The organism is Methylotuvimicrobium sp. KM1 (genome assembly GCF_044788715.1).
Lineage (GTDB): Bacteria > Pseudomonadota > Gammaproteobacteria > Methylococcales > Methylomonadaceae > Methylotuvimicrobium.
The window spans coordinates 4,788,881-4,808,059 of record NZ_CP173170.1; the positions used below are offsets into that span (position 1 = coordinate 4,788,881).

Sequence of the window (19,179 nt, forward strand, 5' to 3'; positions counted from 1 at the left end):
ATTGGAGGGTTCGGTTGCTCGTTTGGCAGGTGTCGGCGGCAGGGAAAGCCGCCGTCAAGCCTACAAGGACGTATTCACCCAGCACCTAAATTCCATAGCCCATTGGCTATGGTTAACTATCTTAGATAATTTAGGTGCTGGGTTCACGGCGTCCTGCCAGGCGAGTTACCGAACCCTCGACAAAGCTCATAACTCCAGGAAGTTATTTTTCGCGAAATCCTTAGTTCATAACCAAGTGACTAATTACCGAATCTAGGATCAATAGACTCTATGCAACAAGCAGAAGCATTAACATTCAACGCCGATGACTTTTTGGCTTGGGAGGAATCCCAAACCGAGAAATACGAATTCATTGCAGGAGAGACCTTCGCAATGGTCGGCGCGCGGCGCGAGCATGTTCTCGTTACCGGTAACTTATTGGTCGCACTGAAGATACGATTACGCGGAACGCCTTGCCAATCCTACATGGCCGACATGAAACTACGAGTCGAGTCGGCCGATGCGTTCTTCTATCCCGATGTCATCGTGACTTGCCATCCGGAAGACCGCAAGGCCGGGCAATTTTTAGCTCACCCGACGCTCATTGCCGAAGTATTGTCCGATTCCACGGCGGCATTCGACCGGGGCGATAAATTCGCCGCGTACCGAAGTTTGGAGTCGCTCAAGGAATATGTCATCGTCGATATCGACGCGCTCCGGGTGGAATGCTATCGGCGGACCGCGGACAACGAATGGCTATTGCATGATTACACCGGCCAACAAGATTGCCGATTTGCCAGTCTCGACTTAACGGTGCCGCTCGCTGAAATTTTTGAGGATGTTCTTGCGGATTAAACGTTCACTAGCCTTGATCGACAATCAAGCGGTAATTCATCCAACCAGCCGTTTAAATAAACCATTACTGTTTAGCACGGCTTTGGCACTCGCGGTTTGGCTTGCCTGGTACGCCTACAGCTCGCCGGATAGTCTATCGATTATCGAAGAATATTGGGCCGTAACTTTGACGATGGTCTTCGGTTCGTTCATCGCCGGCGCGACCAGCGAAGGCGGCGGAGCGGTCGCTTTCCCTGTGTTCACGAAAGTACTGCATATCGCGCCGCTCGATGCCAAGGTCTTCTCATTGGCCATTCAAAGCGTTGGCATGACCGCCGCGTCGTTGACCATTATCGCGCTTCGCGTTCCGGTTGCCTGGCCGGTCATTGCCTGGGCCAGTTTGGGCGGCTTAGCCGGTGTAACGATCAGCTCGATGGCATTGGCGCCCTTGCTACCGCCCGGCCTGTTAAAAATGCTGTTTACCGCGATGATCGTTAGCTTCGCTTTGCCGTTGACGATCTTGACTTGGCAAAAACGACTGTATAACAACACGCTGCCGTTTTTCGGCGCGCGCGAAAAAGCCATTATGCTGTTGACCGGAACCGTCGGCGGCGGCATGACCGGCTTGGTCGGCAACGGCATCGATATCATTTGTTTTTCGGTGATGGTTTTGTGGTTCCGTTTATCGGAAAAAGTGTCGACGCCGACTTCGGTGATCTTGATGGCGGTCAATGCGCTGGCCGGATTTGCGCTACATGGGTTCTTGCTGGATAGCTTCACCGCGACAGTAGAGCGTTACTGGCTAGCGGCAGTGCCGGTCGTCGTGATCGGCGCGCCGTTGGGCGCTTATTGCTGTACTAAGCTGAATAGTCGGTGCATTGCCGTCATCTTGATCCTGTTGATCCTGGTCGAGTTGCTCAGCTCGCTGATATTGATTCCATTAACTGCTAATATTATCGGCATCAGCCTGACGGTTTTCGTCATTTTTTTGTGGTTCTATTATCGAATAACCCGGTCTACGCGTTACCGACCGGCTTGTGAAAGAGGAGAAGAATAATGATGCGTACGACTATTTACGGTTTATTTTTATTAATACTGTTTTCGCTGGCCTCCTGCACCAGGCCCATCAAGCCAGAAGCCCTGCCGTCACATATCTCATTGGGGGATAGCTACTACACGCAATTCGTGATGCGTTACGAAAAAGACGTCCATCCAACGACCAATTACCGGCGCGGCGCGTCGATTCCGGTCAATACCCCGGTTAGGCTATTGAAAATGACCAATAAAACGATCGAAGTCGAGGTCGATAATTCCAGCCAGCATTTGACGATAAAAAATGTTCAAAAACATACCGGAGATGACGTCTATCAGGCCTTCGATAAATTATTCGCGCCAAATAAGGTCGATTTATCAAGGTTCAACGCCTTGGAAAAGCAACATATTCAAAACGGCACGGCAGCCAAAGGCATGAGCAAGGATGCAGTACTAGTCGCGATCGGCTATCCACCGATCACCGAAACACCGAGCTTGGACGGCAACCGCTGGGTTTACTGGAGCCACCGTTTCAATCGTTTCAATGTGCATTTCAAAGACGGCAAGGTGAGCTGGGTCGAGGAATGATTATGAATACATTTGAAATCAACAAAATGACTACGACCGAACGTCTTGAAACCATGGAAGCAATTTGGGACTCCTTGGTTCGTGACGAAACTGAAATCGACATGCCCGACTGGCACCAAGATATTCTCGATGAAAGACGCTTGCGCATTGAACGCGGCGAAGCAACTTTTTTTTCCCTTGACGAGCTAAAATCCGGAAATGGTCGGTAAATGCCAATTATTCGCATGCTAGACGATGCCGTCAAGGATCTTGACGAGGGAAGAGTTTTTTACCAAAAACATGGAGTCGGCAACTATTTTTGGGATAGCCTTCTGTCCGATATCGAATCATTGCTAATACACTCAGGTGTTCACCTAAAGGAACACGGTTTTTACCGAATGCTGGCGAAACGATTTCCTTATGCAATTTATTACGACATTCGATTCAACTTCATTGATATCATCGCTGTCTTGCCTATACGCAGAAACCCTTTATGGATCCAAACGAAAATGAGTGGCAGGCGCTAACGCCCTTTTGTTTTTCCCTGCTATGTATCCTTGTTCGAAATGACCGCCCTCATTAAAAGCATTATCGCCACCGGCTTGTTCCTGACCTATCCGTACCTGGTTTACCGGGGAATCGAAAGCGGCATGGTCTGGTTGGCGCCGGCTATTTTTTCCGGCATCTATCTGATGCGGGCCTTGGCCGCGCCCAGCCTGAGAATCAAAATCTACAAAGGGTTGTTCGCTCTTGCCTTGCTTTTGGGCGCGTATTATCTGCAAACCGTCACCGCGAAAATATTGCCGGTATTGATTCAACTGATGTTGATGGGCGTTTTCGGGCGGACTTTGCTCAAAGACAAGGGGCCGCCGTTTATCGAAAGCTTCGTAAGGCTGGAGTTTCCCGAAATCCCTCCCGACATCCTGGTCTATTGCCGTCAATTGACCCTACTCTGGACCGGTTTTTTCGCATTCAATGCCGCGATGTGTACAGTCTTAGCAATCTGGGGCAGCGATTTTTGGTGGACGCTCTATAACGGTGTCTTGATCTATACGATGATCGGCGTGCTGACGATCGGTGAATACATTTATCGCCATTTCCGCTTTCCCGGCCTGAGCATTCCCGACCCGCGCTCGACGATTAAAACGATGATCGTCAACGGGCGAAAAATCTGGATGGATGCGCAGGCGCGTTAATGAAACAATTTCCCTCAATCTTGACCTGCCTTAAATCGGTTTCCAGCGTTCTCACGCTCTGCGCTCATCGTTATATACAAGTACCGTCATGCGTGTTGGCAACCGGTTATCGGAATATCCGGGAGCTGTGCTGTTTGATAAGTCACAGAACATTGCGCATCGGGGGCTTCGATAGTCGCGACGAAGGCGTCGCTCCCACAAAGGTTCCGAATGCTCTGTGGGAGCGATCCCCAGATCGCGATTTCGAAGCCGGGCGCGTTAGGTAACAATAAATGGTATCGAGGTCACATTAGCTAAGATGACATGACGGTAATACACCATTTATGTATAACAATGAACGCTCTGTATCACGGCCATTAAGTTAAGCTGTTCGTGGTGAGCCCTTCGGCTAAGCTCAGGAGAGCCCTGTCGAACCATGGGCGGCTTAACTTATCGACTCGGACTTTTCCATTCACCCTTCGACAAGCTCAGGGCGAACGGAAAAGTCCTTAACTTAATGGCAGTGACGCTCTGCATGGGAACTATTTGGGAATCCGGATGGATGCACAAACACTCTAAATGAATAAACCTAACCTAACCTCATTTTGCTCAACATTTGTTTTGCTGCTGTCGGCCTTGTTATCGGCAAATGCGGCCCATGCCGTCGATACCGAGTGGGAAGTCATGCAAAGGATGCAATCGGATACCGCGGTGCGAATCGCTTATCAAGAGACCCGCACGCTGGAACTTATCGACCAACCTTGGCAAGGCACCGGTTATCTGTACTCGCTGGCACCTGATTTGATGATCAAGGAACAATTGCAGCCGGAGCGGATATTGATGGGTATCAAGGGCGACCGGATGTTCTATTTCGATCCGGCGGCTAATATGCGCCATCGAGGCGAGCTGGATGCGGCAAACCCGTTAAGCTTGCATATCGCCTTCTTCAATGCCTTGGTCAATGCCGATATCGCCTTGCTGCACAGAGTTTATCGGGTCGATTTCGACGCCCGGGAGCAAGACTGGCTGATGACGCTGAAGCCCAGGCGGGGCGACCGGTCCGGATTGACTGTCGTTATTTCCGGCCTGCCCGGACAACAAGCCGAGCTTATCGAAATCAGGCAGGCCGACGGCGATCACAGCGAATTTTTGTTGAGCAAGGATGCCGAAGGCAAGACGATCGAAACCGAAGTGAATCGCTTGTATAAAGAATTGCTGGGGAACTGAATTGCCGAAGCTACGCAATAGCCTGTTTTATCTGTTGCCGCCATTGCTGACATTGCTGGTGGCATTAACGGTCGAATTCAAGACCGACCTTTCCGCTTTCATCATCGCCGGCGACAATGCCGAAGAGCTGATGCTCGCCAGCGAAATGCAGTCCGGCGCATTGTCGCGGCGTTATTTAATTTCGATCGGCTCGGATACAGGCGAGTCGGTGACCGGCGCTTTCATCGAGGCACTGCAAGAACGCTTGAATACCATCGACGGAGTGCTCGAAGCCTGGTCACCTGAAAGACAAAGCCAAAGCATCGAAGCGATGCAAACCCTCTACCGCGATTACGGTAGCGCGCTGTACAGTCTTGCGCCGGAGCAAGATTTAGCAGCGTTTTTTACTCAGCAAGGCTTGACGCAACGGGCCGAGTTTCTGAAACGAGCGCTCTTGTCTCCGCAAGGCGCGATGATCAAAAGCATCGCCTTGCAAGATCCCTTGTTATTGACGCTAAACGGCTTTCGCACCGTCGGCGCGCAAATGCAACAAGCCGGCATCACCAATACGCAATACCGGAATTTGATCCTGGAAACCGCGATGGCCGGCCTGGACGCACCGCAACAAAGCCGAATTCAGGCGGCGATCGATCAAGCCTTTAAAGAACTCATGCAAGCCCGGCCGGAAGCCTGGCGACTGGAAATGACCGGCGTTCCGGTGTTCGCGGTGGCAACGCAACAATTGATTCAGGGCGATATCGTCCAAATCAGCGTTCTGTCTTCCATTGCCTTAATGGCGTTGTTTCTGCTTTTGTTTCGTTCGTTCGGCGCGCTGCTGCAAGTATTCACGCTATTGATCATCGTGATCTTGAGCGCGATACTCACCACCGCTTGGGTATTCGGCTATGTGCACGGCATGACGGTCGCGATCGGCTCCACGCTGATCGGTATCTGCATCGACTACCCGATACATGCGGTTGCTCACGCGCAAACGGTTCGCGCCGAGGACAAGACCGCGGCAATTATTAGAATCTGGCCTAGTCTTTTACTCGGCGGTATTACAACACTGGTCGGTTATACGGCCTTGGGCGCGTCCGGTTATCCGGGATTTCAACAAATCGCGGTCTATGCCGGTACCGGCATCATTACCGCCTTGTTATTGACCCGCTTCATCCTACCGGGCTTGGTCGTCGCAGGCAGCCGTAGAACGTTAAAGGTCCCGCTTGTCGCGCGTTGGGCCAGCTTCTGCGCGCGTTTCCGGCCTTGGCTGTTGACCGTGCTGCTAGTGCTGCTAGGCTCATCGTTGTTAGGTTTGCAGTCGATACGCTGGCTCGAAGACATGCAGGATTTAACGCCGGAACTGGATTATCTGAAAGAAAACGACAAACGCATAAGGGCGCGCATGGTCAGCATCGAGCCGGGGCGTTTCGTACTAATTACCGGGCAAGACATCGAAGCCGCACTGCAAAAAGCCGAGCAAGTTTATCCCGTGCTGGACCGATTGAAACAACAAGGCGAACTGAACGAGTATTTCGGCCTGTATCCGTGGTTGCTATCGGCGCAACAACAACAGCGTAATCAAGCGCTATTTCAAGACTATCTGACCGACGATAACCGGCAGCTCTGGCAACAGGCCCTTCGGGAACAAGGCTTGTCGATCGAACGATTAGGCCAATTCGACTATCCGAAGCAGGACCCGCTGACATTGGAGCAGATATTCGAAACACCGGTCAAAAGACTGATAGACAGCCGTATCATCAGCACGGAGCGCCAAACCGTCGTGATGATCTGGTTGGCCGAACATAAGCCCGAAGCGCTACGGGCAGCGCTAGCGACGATTGAGGACGCACGTTATTTCAGCCAGCGCGATATGCTCAACGACATGACCCGCGACTATACCGAAAGAGCCCGGATCTTGCTGGCGGTCGGTTTATTCATTATCGTGCTGCTATTGGCCGTACGCTACCGAAGCCTGTTAAAAACGCTGCAAACCCTATTGCCTGCGGTATTGGCGGCGCTGTTCATTTTAAGTCTCTGGTCCTTGAGCGGCGCGGCGATCAGTTTTCTGCATTTGGTCGGTTTTCTGCTGGTCGTCGCAATTTGTGTCGATTACGGTATTTTTTACCAGGAAAATCGCGGCGGCGATATCAAGCTGACCTATCAAGCCATGGCCGCATCGATGTCGACCAGTGCGCTGGCTTTCGGCTGTCTGGGTACGGCCGAGAGCACATCGCTTAGAATTTTAGCCGGCGTCGTCGTGCTCGGCGTGTTGCTGGGCTTTTTGTTTTGTCCGCTGATTATCAAGCACCGGGAAGGCGCTTGAAGATACGGTAAAAAACAACATCCCCGAATGACTTTCACGCTCCGCGCTCGTCGTTATCTAGTCAAATTTCGGCGCCGGGGCGCTCGGGCTAATGGTTTGAATGACACACATCAGAAGCCTTAGGATTTCGTGATAAATAACGTCTTTGAACTATGCGCTTTGTTGAGGGTTCGGTAACTCGCTTGGCAGGACGCCGTGAATACGTCCGTGTAGGCTTGACGGCGGCTTTCCCTGCCGCCGACACCTGCCAATCGAGCAACCGAACCCTCCGTAAAATGGGGAAGTTATTTACGACTCAATCCTTAAAAAAATTGAACAACATCTGAAATGAATCAGTTCCCGATGAAACCGGGCACTCAAAGGAAAAAAAATGGACCACAGTGTACACAATAAGCTGATCTCGTTTATCTGGAATATCGCCGACGACTGTCTGCGCGATGTGTACGTTCGCGGCAAATACCGTGATGTCATTCTGCCTATGGTGGTATTGCGTCGGCTCGATACCCTGCTTGAGCCAACCAAAGAAACGGTGCTGGAAGAAGTAAAATTTCAGAAAGAAGAAATGCAAGCCACGGAGTTGGACGACGAACCGTTAAAAGCCGCCAGTGGCTATGTGTTTTATAACACGTCCAAGTGGACGCTAAAGTCACTCTTCAATACCGCAACGAATAACCAGCAAATCTTGCTGGCAAACTTTGAAGAATACCTGCTCGGTTTCAGCGACAACGTCAAAGAAATCATTGAATGCTTTAACTTGAAGTCTCAGATCCGCCACATGGCGTCAAAGCAAGTGCTGCTGGATGTCGTCGAAAAGTTTGTCTCGCCTTATATCAATCTAACGCACGAAATCGTTGAAGATCCGGATGGCAACAAAATGCCGGCATTGACCAACCTGGGCATGGGTTATGTGTTTGAAGAGCTGATCCGCAAATTCAACGAAGAAAATAACGAAGAAGCGGGAGAACACTTCACACCCAGGGAAGTCATTGAACTGATGACGCACCTGGTATTTGACCCGGTAAAAGACCGGCTTCCACTGACCATGACTGTCTACGACCCGGCTTGCGGCAGTGGCGGTATGTTGACGGAGTCGCAAAATTTCATCGAAGAAAAATACCCGAACGACAATCGAGATGTGTATCTCTACGGCAAAGAGATCAACGACGAAACCTACGCTATCTGCAAATCCGACATGATGATCAAGGGCAATAACCCGGAAAACATCAGAGAAGGCTCAACCCTGTCTACCGATGAATTTGCCGGTACCAAGTTCGACTTCATGCTGTCCAACCCGCCTTATGGCAAAAGCTGGGCCGGTGAACAGAAGCACATCAAAGACGGTAGTGATGTGATTGACCCGCGTTTCAAAGTAAGCCTGAAAGACTACTGGGGCAATGAGGAAGTGGTCGATGCCACGCCTCGCTCCAGTGATGGTCAGTTGCTGTTCCTGATGGAAATGGTCAGCAAGATGAAAGATCCGGCTGTTAGCCCTTTAGGCAGCCGTATTGCGTCTGTTCACAATGGTTCGTCACTGTTTACCGGCGATGCCGGTGGTGGCGAAAGCAACATTCGCCGTTACATCATCGAAAACGATAGGCTGGATGCCATCGTGCAATTACCGAACAACCTGTTTTACAACACCGGTATCACCACTTACATCTGGGTGTTGAACAACAACAAACCCGAATCACGCCAAGGTAAGGTGCAGTTAATCGACGCCAGCCTGCTGTTTCGCAAACTGCGCAAAAACCTGGGTAACAAAAACTGCGAATTTGCCTCCGAGCACATTGAAGAAATCACCCATACCTATTTGGCCTGCGCCGAAGTTGAACGCCAACTCAACGACAACCAAGACCCCATTGGCCTGGCCAGCAAGGTGTTTAACAATGCCGACTTTGGCTATTACAAAGTCAGCATTGAGCGCCCCGACCGGCGCAAAGCGCAATTCACGCCAGAGGCCATCGCGCCGCTGCGCTTTGATAAAGCTCTTAGCGAAGTGATGGAGCACCTCTACCAAGAACACGGCGAGCGCGTCTACGAAGCCGGCTTTTTAAAATCCATCGACAAAGCCATTCTCAGTTGGTGCGAAGACAACGACATCAACCTAAACACCAAAGCCAAAAGCAAATTGCTGGATGTGAAACACTGGCTGTCATTGCAAACCCTGCACCGCGTTGCCACCGAGCTGATGGCCGCCATCGGCCAGGAGGAATACAACGACTACAACCCGTTTAAAGAATTAGTCGAAGCCCAACTGAAAGCGCAAAAAACCAAACTGAGCGCCTCAGAAAAAAACGCCATTTTAAACGCCGTGAGTTGGTATGACGATAGCGCCGCCAAGGTGGTGAAAAAAGTGGTTAAACTCAGTAACGACAAAATGACTGAATTGCTCGAACGCTACCAATGCACCGAAGTCGATTTACCCGATTTTGGTTATTATCCGCTCAAGGGCAAAACCAACGAATTCATCACCTATGAAAGCAGCGCCGACCTGCGCGACAGCGAATCCATCCCGCTGACCTACCCAGCCAAGGGCGAATATTCCGCTATTCATCAATACTTTGTGGATGAAGTTCCGCCCCATGTCGCCGAAGCCTGGCTCAACCTTGATTCGGTGAAAATCGGTTATGAAATCAGCTTTAACAAATACTTTTATCGCCATAAGCCGCTGCGCTCGCTGGAAGACGTTGCCGCTGATATTATCCAACTGGAGCAAAAAGCCGAAGGCTTGATTGCGCAGATTTTAGGAGTTTCTGGCTTCGACTCCGCTCAGCCAACGGGGCATGACACTCCCTGAGCGTAACCAGCGGGACACAACGCTCCCTGAGCGCAGTCGAAGGGAAATAACCCTCCCTTAGCCTAACCAACGGGACACAACGTTCCCTGAGCGCAGTCGAAGGGAAATAACGCTCCCTGAACCCAGTCAGCGGGACATACCGTTCCCTGAGCGGAGTCGAAGGAAAATAACGCTCCCTGAGCCTAACCTACGGGACACAACGTTCCCTGAGCGTAGTCGAAGGGAAATAACGCTCCCTAGGCGTAGCCAACGGGACATACCGTTCCCTGAGCGGAGTCGAAGGGAAAATCAAAGGAATCTAAAATATGACAGGTTACGTATACATACTCCGTTGCGCGGATCATAGTTATTACACGGGCAGTACAAACAACATCGAAGCCAGACTTTGGCAACATCAGAATGGACAAGGTGCTAATCACACGCGTAAACATTTGCCAGTGGAGTTGGTATTTGTCGAACAATTTGATCGAATTGATGATGCTTTTGCTCGTGAAAAACAAATACAGGGCTGGAGTAGAAAAAAGAAAGAAGCGTTAATGCAAGGTGATTTTAATCAGCTGCATTTGCTAGCTGTTTGTAAAAATAATAGTCATTATGCCGGCGGCTTCGACTCCGCTCAGCCACCGGGGAATAAACACTCCCTGACCGAATCGGGGAATAAACACTCCCTGACCGAAGCGGAACATAAACACTCCCTGAGCTCAGCCAACGGAACACAAAGCTCCCTGAACCCAGTTAGCGGGACATACCGTTCCCTGAGCGGAGTCGAAGGGAGCGAAATCGAAGGAAACAATGAGAGCGGGACAGATGATGATTAGCGGTGCAAAAATGCCGAAGTATGAGGTCTATAAGGATTCTGAAGTTGAGTCACTAAACACTATCCCTGAGCATTGGGCACTTGCTCGCTTCCATGACGTTTTTAGTTTCGCTAAAGGGCTTAATATCACCAAGGAGAATTTACAGGAAGATGGTATACCCTGTGTGAACTACGGTGAGATACACTCCAAATATGGATTTGAGCTGAATCCAGAGATTCATCCGCTAAAGTGCGTTGATCCGAAGTATTTAGAAAAAAACCAGAAATCACTTTTAAAATATGGAGATTTTATATTTGCAGACACTTCGGAAGATTACGATGGCTCTGGTAACTTTACTTACTTAAAAAGTAATAAAAAAATATTTGCGGGATACCACACTTTAATTTGCCGTTTAAAAAACAATGTCAATGAACGTTATTTGGCCTATGTTTTGGATTCGGTGAGTTTTAGGTTACAGGTTCGTAGAGCTGTTAAGGGAGTCAAAGTATATAGTATTACTCAGAGCATTTTGAGGAGCACTAAAGTTTGGTTTGCTAATGAATTTGAACAAACCCTAATCGCCAACTTCCTCGACCAAAAAACCGCCCAAATCGACGAAGCCATTGCCATCAAACAGCAGCAAATTAGCCTGCTCAAAGAGCGCAAGCAAATCATCATTCAGCAAGCGGTCACGCAAGGCCTCGACCCCAACGTACCGATGAAAGATTCAGGTATCGATTGGATTGGCGAGATTCCTGAGCATTGGACAACTGTTAAATTAAAGTATGCAACACGTCTCATCCAAACGGGCCCTTTCGGAACTCAACTACATGCCCATGATTATGTTACTTCAGGGATACCACTAATAAATCCTAAACATATGATTCAGGGAAAGATAGTTCCGGAAAAGAATTGTAGCGTAGACGTAAAGACATCTGTTCGTCTCTCGCGGTACGCATTAAAGATAGGCGATTTGATTCTTGCTCGTAGGGGGGAATTAGGTAGATGTGCGATAGTTTGTGAAAATGAAGCAGGTTGGTTGTGTGGCACTGGATCTTTAATGCTAAGGCCAGACTCAAGCGTATTTTGCATTAAATACTTATCCACTCTTGTATCAGGGAATTTAGTAAGTGAAGTTTTAAGCTTGGACTCCGTAGGTTCAACTATGGACAATTTAAATACTTCAATATTAAGTAATTTGCCATTGCCTCTTCCAGCAATTGAAGAGCAGCTTGAAATCATCAACTACATCTATGACGTATCGGGAAGAATTGATGAAGCTGTAAGCATGCAGGCTCTACAAATCCAAAAACTCAAAGAATACAAAACCATCCTGATCAACAGCGCGGTTACCGGCAAAATCAAAATTACCCCAGAGATGATAGGGTACGTGTGATGACGAAAATTATCAAAGACACCCAATACGCTAACTGGATTCAGGCATTAAAACAGCAGTTTCGCCAATCACAACTCAAAGCCGTTATCAAGGTGAATCAAGCCTTGTTGCAATTTTACTGGCAGCTTGGTGGCGAAATTTTAGAAAAACAGAAAAAGACGCAATGGGGCGAGGGTTTTATTCCCCAACTGAGCAAAGATTTAATGGCGGAATTTCCTGCTGTCAAAGGATTTTCGGTTCGTAATCTTAAATATATCCGCCAATGGCGCAGCTTTTACGCGGAAATTGGGCAACAGGCTGTTGCCCAATTATGCCAACTACCGTGGGGGCATAACCTAGCCATTATTAGCAAAACGCAAGATCACCAAGAGGCGCTGTATTATGTTCAGCAGTCATTAATCCACGGTTGGAGCCGAGCAGTACTGGTTCATCAAATGGAATCAGGCTTATGGCAGCGAGAAGGTATGGCGGTCACAAATTTTGAGCAGACCTTGCCAGCCATCCAATCCGATTTAGCACAACAATCGCTAAAAGACCCTTATATTTTTGATTTTCTGACGCTAAGCGTCGATCACAGCGAGCGCGAGCTTGAACAAAGCTTGGTTAAACACATTACCCAATTTTTGCTTGAATTAGGCTCAGGCTTTGCCTACATGGGACAACAAGTGCCAATTGCTGTGGGTGAACGAGACTTCTATTTGGATCTGTTGTTTTATCATACGCAGCTCCATTGTTATGTAGTGATTGAGCTAAAAATTAACGACTTTGAACCCGAGTATGCGGGAAAACTGAACTTTTATATTAAAGCCGTCGATGAGCAATTACGTCGCGCTGGCGATCTGCCAACCATTGGCCTTTTACTTTGCAAAAATAAAGATCGCATGGTAGTAGAGTATGCGCTTAGTGATATCAATAAACCTATAGGCGTATCTGAATATCAATTAACTAAATCATTACCGAAAGATTTAAAGCCAAGCCTACCGAGCGTCGAAGATATTGAAGCAGAATTTGAAACTGAGCTGTTAGGTTCTCACGAGAAAAACCACAAAGAATCATAAAGAAAGCTATTTATACCCATCGGAGATCAAAATTCGGCACCGGGGTGCCCATCAAAGGACCCAGCCCCTAAATTAGTAAGACTATTAACCATGACCGATGGGCTATGGAATTTAGGGGCTGGGTGAATACATCCATGTAGGCTCTATGCCAGCTCCATGCTGGCCCCTCACCTAACGCTAGGTGAGGGGCCGAACACCCCGGTGCCTCCTAAGGCACTGCCGAAATTTGAAGTGCGAAAGGTATATCATAGGCTTGGTGATAATAGTACATTTTTAGGCGGGGTATATGGTCAGTCAAACAAACGAACAAGCGCTTGAAGCGGCGATTGAAAAATGCCTAACCGGCACTTGCTTAGAGGAGCTAAAAGCGGGCGTTCAAGAAGTAACACCTGATTTTCATAATCAACTTTATAGAGTTGGTCAGGCATCAGATTTTAATAGCCAATATGCCATCGATGAACGCTTTTTCTGGCAGTTTCTGGAAAAAACTCAGGAACAAGAGCTGGCCAAGCTTCAGAAAAACAACCCGGGTGATTGGCAACGTAAGCTGCTTGAACGTTATGACCGACTGATCAAAAAACACGGTATTCTACATCTATTGAAAAAAGGCTTAAGTGTCGATGACGCGCATTTTAACCTGCTGTATCCCGCACCACTCGCCAGTAGCAGTGAGAAAATAACGCAGAATTTTGCAAATAACATTTTCAGCTGCACAAGACAGGTCCGGTACTCGCTTGCCAATCCGCTGCAAGAGATCGATATGGTGCTGTTCATCAATGGCATTCCTCTGGTTACGCTTGAGCTAAAGAATGCTTGGACGGGGCAGACTGCGCGTTATCACGGCCAGAAACAATACCGTGAAGATCGAGATACAACACAGCCGTTACTGACGTTTGGACGTTGCTTGGTGCATATGGCGGTGGATACGGATGAAGTTTACATGACCACCAAATTGGCTGGGGAAAGTACCTTCTTCTTACCGTTTAACAAAGGGCATAATCTGGGCCAGGGTAATCCACCAAATCCGCAGGGTCATAAAACAGCTTATCTTTGGGAAGAGATCTTCACCAAAGACAGTATTGTCAACATCATTCAGCACTTTGTTCGGCTAGATGGCAGCAGCAAAGAGCCATTGCCAAAGCGAACGCTCTTCTTCCCGCGTTACCATCAGTTGGATGTTGTTCGAAAGTTGGTCGATCATGCGTCGAACAACGGCGTCGGTCAGACTTATTTGATTCAGCACTCTGCCGGTTCAGGTAAGTCAAACTCGATCACTTGGGCGGCTTATCAGTTGATTGAAACCTACCCTGCGTCGGAAGCGGTATCCGGTGGCAAAGGTCTGGAGCAACCTTTGTTTGACTCGGTGATTGTCGTCACAGACAGACGACTATTGGATAAGCAACTCAGAGACAACATTAAGGAATTCTCTGAGGTCAAAAATATCATCGCCCCGGCGCATAAATCATCCGAGCTGAAACAGGCATTAGAGAATGGTAAGAAGATCATCATCACGACCATTCAAAAATTCCCCTTTATTATTGACGGCATTAGCGATCTGAGTGATAAACGCTTTGCCGTGATTATCGATGAAGCACACAGCTCGCAGTCGGGTTCGGCGCACGACAGCATGAACCGAGCCATGGGGCGCACAGATGTCGAAGAAGCGGAAGATGCGCAAGACAAAATTCTGCAAGCCATGAATTCACGCAAAATGCGTGGCAATGCCTCTTATTTGGCGTTCACGGCAACTCCGAAAAACAGCACCTTAGAGAAGTTTGGCCAAAAGCAAGCAGACGGCACATTCAAACCGTTTCATCTGTATTCGATGAAGCAAGCGATTGAAGAAGGCTTTATTTTGGACGTGCTGGCCAACTACACCACCTACAAAAGCTACTATGAGATTGAAAAATCTATTGCCGAGAACCCTGAGTTTGATACCCAAAATGCCCAGAAAAAGTTAAGGGCCTATGTTGAGCGAAGCCAGCACACCATCGATACCAAGGCCGAAATCATGCTTGAGCATTTCATTCCGCAGGTGGTGAATGCCAAAAAGCTTAAGGGCAAGGGCAAAGGGATGGTGGTGACTCAAAATATTGAGGCAGCGATCCGCTACTACAAAGCCATTCGTCGTATTTTGGAAGCGCAAGGCAATCCGTTTAAGGTCCTAATCGCTTTTTCCGGTACCAAGGAAGTGGACGGTATTGAGTACACCGAAGCCGATATCAACGGCTTTGCAGAAACCGACACCAAAGACAAATTTGATACCGATGAGTATCGCTTATTGGTGGTTGCCAATAAGTACCTGACCGGCTTTGACCAACCCAAGCTTTGCGCCATGTATGTCGATAAAAAACTCGCCAGCGTTTTGTGCGTGCAAGCACTATCCCGCCTTAACCGCAGCGCGCAGAAATGGGGTAAAAAAACGGAAGACTTGTTTGTTTTGGATTTCTTTAACTCCGCTGAAGATATTCAGGCTGCATTTGATCCGTTCTATACCGCGACTTCGTTGTCTCAGGCAACCGATATCAATGTTCTGCATGAGTTGAAGGATGCTCTGGACGAGGTAGGGGTATATGAGTGGTACGAGGTAGAGAATTTTGTTGCGCGTTTTTTTAACAATGAAGACGCGCAAACGTTAAGTCCGATTATTGATACCGCAGCGGCCAGATTTGAGAGCGAATTGGAACTGGAGCCTGAAGCTAAAATAGACTTCAAAATCAAGGCCAAGCAGTTTGTTAAGATATACGGCCAAATGGCGTCGATCATGCCTTATGAGATGGTGGCATGGGAAAAGCTATTTTGGTTTCTGAAGTTCTTGATCCCTAAACTAAAAGTGGCAGACCCCGATGCGGATGCCATCGATGAACTGCTGGAGTCAGTAGACTTGAGCTCATACGGTTTACAACGTGTGAAACTCAACCATGTAATCAAGCTGAACGATCAAGAAACTGAGCTCGACCCACAAAACCCTAATCCTCGCGGTGCGCATGGCGGCGAGAAAGAGGCTGATCCGCTAGACGAAATCATCCGTACCTTTAATGAGCGCTGGTTCCAAGGATGGAGTGTGACGCCTGAAGAGCAAAGAATTCGTTTATTGAGTATGCGAGATGCACTGACTATGCATCCGGATTTTAAGAGTAAGTATTTGGAAAGCGCCGATCCCCACAACCAGCATTTGGCTTTTGAAAAAATGGTGAAGGAAATCATGTTACAAAAACGAAAGGATGATTTGGACTTCTATAAGCTTTGGGCAAATGATGCCGCTTTTAAAGCTTCGCTTATGAACAGTATACAGCGTATGGTTGACGGGTATATATAATGGTAAAAGCCGTATTGATCATGAAGAGCTAATTATACCTTTCGCACTTCAAATTTCGGCAGTGCCGGAGGAGGCCTCGGGGTGCTCGGTAAAGGCTTTGCCAGCATGGAGCTGGCATAGAGCCTACATGGACGTATTCACCCAGCCCCTAAATTCCATAGCCCATCGGTCATGGTTAATAGTCTTACTAATTTAGGGGCTGGGAGGCCGAATTTTCATCTACGATGAGTATATTCACATCCCCCTATCGTTCCTACGCAGAGCGAAGGAACGATAATTGCTGTGGGACTGAATACTTACGCTATGCTTATACGCTTGTTTATTAATACTAAGAGGAGGTAAATGATGAAATTAACTTATTTGATGTTATCGGTTTTTCTGTTGGGTTTAAGCGGCTGTGCTTCGCAAGGCTCGAAATCCGCCAGCCAGCCGATACAAACCAGCGGCACCGGCACTTTGATTATTAAACCTATCACGTTTAAAGACGAGTCTTATGTTCGAGGCGCTGTCAAAGAAGAGTGCAATCTAGACGGCAAGCTATCTGAGTTCATCAAGGAAAATGCCGCGCGGAACTATGCGACCATCCTGACCGATTCCGAAACAGGACCTGCGGACGCGAAAGTTCTAACAGTCACCATCGATGAAGTGCAAGGCGCCGCCGGCGGTGCTTGGTCCGGCCCTAAAATCGTCACGATTACCGGAACGCTCAGTGAAAACGGCAAAGAATTAGGCGATTTTAAAGCGCGGCGTTACTCCGGCGGCGGCATGTTCGGCGCCTATAAAGGCACCTGTGCCATTTTAGGCCGCTGCGTCAAAACCTTGGGCCGCGATGTCGCCGAATGGATGACGCATCCGACCGAAAAAGCCGTTTTGGGCGATTTGTAAGGTCACTTTATGACTGCTATCCCCAGCTCTTGCGATGTTCTGGTGATCGGCGGCGGCCCGGCCGGCAGCAGCGCGGCTACGCATCTGGCGCAAGCCGGAATCGATGTCGTGTTGCTCGACCGGGCGACTTTCCCTCGCAATCAAGTCGGTGAAAGCCTGATTCCGCATATTTGGAAATTCACCGACATGACCGGCGTATCGGAAAAGATCGAACAAGAAGGATTTCTGGCTAAAGCGGGCAGCATTACGGTCTGGAACGACAAGATCAAACAAATCCGCTTTTCAGACTTCGGTTATACCCGGCCCGGCCTGCATGTCGAGCGCGATATTTTCGACAACTTGCTGCTGCAACATGGCCAAAGCTGCGGCGCACGGGTATTTCATGAGATCGCGGTCAAAAAAGTCGACCTGACCGATAATCGGTGGCCTAAAGTGTTTTACACCGACAAGCGAGGCAGCAGCAACGAAGAAGGCGACATTCGTTGCCGCTTTGTCATCGACGCGAGTGGCCCGAGTTCCTTGTTGGCCAACCAGTTTAAAACCCGGCAAACCATCAGTACCGAGACGAATTTTTTATCGTTGTGGGGTTATTTTGAAAACTCACGATTTGTCGGCGTCGACCGTCAAAGCCATAGCGAAGACGAGCTGGCAAAAGTCAAACCGGTCACCTTTGTCATGTCCTTTGAAGACGGCTGGATCTGGCATATCGTATTGCGCGGCAAAACCAGCGTCGGCCTCATCGCGCCGACCGAACGCACCAAAGGCATGGACCGACGGCAACGGGAGGCCTTTTTTTTACAAACCTGTGCGCGCTTGCCGCATTTGAACCGCTTGCTGGAGCCTGCGAAATTTATCGAGGGATCGCTACAATTCAGACCGAATTATTCTTATTATTCCGAGAATATCTGCGGCGAAAATTATTACTGCATCGGTGATGCCGCGGCTTTTGTCGACCCGGTATTTTCCCACGGCGTGCAAAACGCCTTATACAATGCGGCGGCGGCAACGCTGGCGATTAAAGAATCACTCAAGCACGAACGGTACCGCTTGCGTTACAGTCAATTATGCGAAAGCCGTATGCAACAGTTTTATGGATTCTCAAGAGCCTTATCGCTCGGCGACTTCGGTGGTAACGGCGTCAATCCGCAGCTCGTTAAGAATCTGATGAAGGCGATGCCGCCGCTGGAATTGGAACTTATCCTGTTCGCCTCGGAAACCACCAATCGCTCCGAAAATTTCCGCCGCCTAGCCCGTGAAGCCGGCGTGTTAGGGCGCTTTGAAGAAAGCTTTTCCGGTAAAGCCGATGAGCGAATCGAAGCTTTGGATTTTTAAAAGCCAAGGGATTCTTTTGGTAACTACCTGCTAGCTGCAGCGGAATCCGGTAATTTCGAAACGCTAGACCTCTCGTATTCCGCCCTGTCCGAGTTAAGCACAATGTAAACAAAAATAAAAACGTGATAGTTGTCTCATTTTTCAAGAACAAAAGGTGCATTATCCTCCTATTAGCAAGAGAATTGGCGTTAGAAATCGTTATCGCCAGAGCACTATTTTGTCTATTTTTTGGTAAGGCCGCTTGTTCCAAATTACAACCCAACTTTTTTCTGGTTCCCACGGTCCTACGCTCACTGTTATACATAAGTCAAAAATCACCCTTTTGCAATCTTAACCAATGAGACCTCGATACCATTTATTGTCACTTAACACTCTCGGATCTCCCTCACCTAACGCTCACTGCCATTAAGTTAAGGGAAGCCCGTCATTCCGCCATGGACTGGCGGAATCCAGTGCCATGGATGGCAAGCTTTTGAGGC

General features: G+C 48.7%; 16 protein-coding genes. All 16 read left to right on the plus strand.

Features of this window, described 5'->3' with window-relative positions:
* Positions 1–270: 270 nt before the first annotated feature.
* The 16 genes from ACINK7_RS20870 to ACINK7_RS20945 all read left to right on the plus strand — a co-directional run bounded on the left by ACINK7_RS20870 (position 271) and on the right by ACINK7_RS20945 (position 18,700).
* A complete protein-coding gene (locus ACINK7_RS20870; protein WP_404358347.1) occupies positions 271–834 on the plus strand; it encodes a Uma2 family endonuclease in 564 nt (187 codons plus the stop codon).
* Positions 818–1,870, plus strand: a complete 1,053-nt coding sequence (locus ACINK7_RS20875) for a TSUP family transporter (protein WP_404358349.1) — start codon at positions 818–820, stop codon at positions 1,868–1,870. Before ACINK7_RS20870 ends, ACINK7_RS20875 begins: the two co-directional genes overlap by 17 nt.
* The gene (locus tag ACINK7_RS20880) at positions 1,870–2,433 is read left to right on the plus strand and encodes a hypothetical protein (RefSeq protein WP_404358351.1); all 564 of its coding nucleotides are present in this window, start codon (positions 1,870–1,872) and stop codon (positions 2,431–2,433) included. The genes ACINK7_RS20875 and ACINK7_RS20880 overlap by 1 nt, the downstream gene beginning before the upstream one ends.
* 2 nt (positions 2,434–2,435) lie before the next feature.
* Positions 2,436–2,642, plus strand: a complete 207-nt coding sequence (locus ACINK7_RS20885) for an addiction module protein (protein ID WP_404358352.1) — start codon at positions 2,436–2,438, stop codon at positions 2,640–2,642.
* Positions 2,643–2,939 (plus strand): type II toxin-antitoxin system RelE/ParE family toxin, encoded by a 297-nt coding sequence (locus ACINK7_RS20890; RefSeq protein ID WP_404358354.1) that lies wholly within the window; start codon positions 2,643–2,645, stop codon positions 2,937–2,939.
* A gap of 39 nt (positions 2,940–2,978) precedes the next feature.
* Complete coding sequence (locus ACINK7_RS20895; protein WP_404358356.1) at positions 2,979–3,608, plus strand: hypothetical protein; 630 nt, start codon at positions 2,979–2,981, stop codon at positions 3,606–3,608.
* On the plus strand, positions 3,608–3,874 hold the full coding sequence (locus ACINK7_RS20900; RefSeq protein WP_404358358.1) for a hypothetical protein: 267 nt from the start codon (positions 3,608–3,610) through the stop codon (positions 3,872–3,874). The genes ACINK7_RS20895 and ACINK7_RS20900 overlap by 1 nt, the downstream gene beginning before the upstream one ends.
* Positions 3,875–4,166: 292 nt before the next feature.
* Positions 4,167–4,814 carry a LolA-related protein gene (locus ACINK7_RS20905; protein WP_404358360.1) on the plus strand — a complete coding sequence of 216 codons (648 nt, stop codon included), beginning with the start codon at positions 4,167–4,169 and terminating at the stop codon, positions 4,812–4,814.
* Between the two features lies 1 nt (position 4,815).
* Entirely contained in the window at positions 4,816–7,116 is a 2,301-nt protein-coding gene (locus ACINK7_RS20910) for an MMPL family transporter (protein WP_404358362.1), read from the plus strand.
* A gap of 370 nt (positions 7,117–7,486) precedes the next feature.
* Positions 7,487–9,913, plus strand: a complete 2,427-nt coding sequence (locus tag ACINK7_RS20915) for an N-6 DNA methylase (protein WP_404358364.1) — start codon at positions 7,487–7,489, stop codon at positions 9,911–9,913.
* Positions 9,914–10,218: 305 nt separating this feature from the next.
* Positions 10,219–10,731: a GIY-YIG nuclease family protein gene (locus tag ACINK7_RS20920; protein ID WP_404358366.1), complete on the plus strand. Its 513-nt coding sequence runs from the start codon at positions 10,219–10,221 to the stop codon at positions 10,729–10,731.
* Positions 10,706–12,106, plus strand: coding sequence for a restriction endonuclease subunit S (locus ACINK7_RS20925; RefSeq protein WP_404358368.1), 1,401 nt, complete (start codon positions 10,706–10,708; stop codon positions 12,104–12,106). The genes ACINK7_RS20920 and ACINK7_RS20925 overlap by 26 nt, the downstream gene beginning before the upstream one ends.
* Positions 12,106–13,164: a YhcG family protein gene (locus tag ACINK7_RS20930; protein WP_404358370.1), complete on the plus strand. Its 1,059-nt coding sequence runs from the start codon at positions 12,106–12,108 to the stop codon at positions 13,162–13,164. Before ACINK7_RS20925 ends, ACINK7_RS20930 begins: the two co-directional genes overlap by 1 nt.
* Positions 13,165–13,450: 286 nt before the next feature.
* A complete protein-coding gene (locus tag ACINK7_RS20935) occupies positions 13,451–16,483 on the plus strand; it encodes a type I restriction endonuclease subunit R (RefSeq protein ID WP_404358371.1) in 3,033 nt (1,010 codons plus the stop codon).
* 342 nt (positions 16,484–16,825) lie between these two features.
* Positions 16,826–17,368, plus strand: coding sequence for a hypothetical protein (locus tag ACINK7_RS20940; protein WP_404358372.1), 543 nt, complete (start codon positions 16,826–16,828; stop codon positions 17,366–17,368).
* Positions 17,369–17,377: 9 nt separating this feature from the next.
* Positions 17,378–18,700, plus strand: a complete 1,323-nt coding sequence (locus tag ACINK7_RS20945; protein WP_404358374.1) for an NAD(P)/FAD-dependent oxidoreductase — start codon at positions 17,378–17,380, stop codon at positions 18,698–18,700.
* The last annotated feature ends 479 nt before the right edge of the window (positions 18,701–19,179 follow it).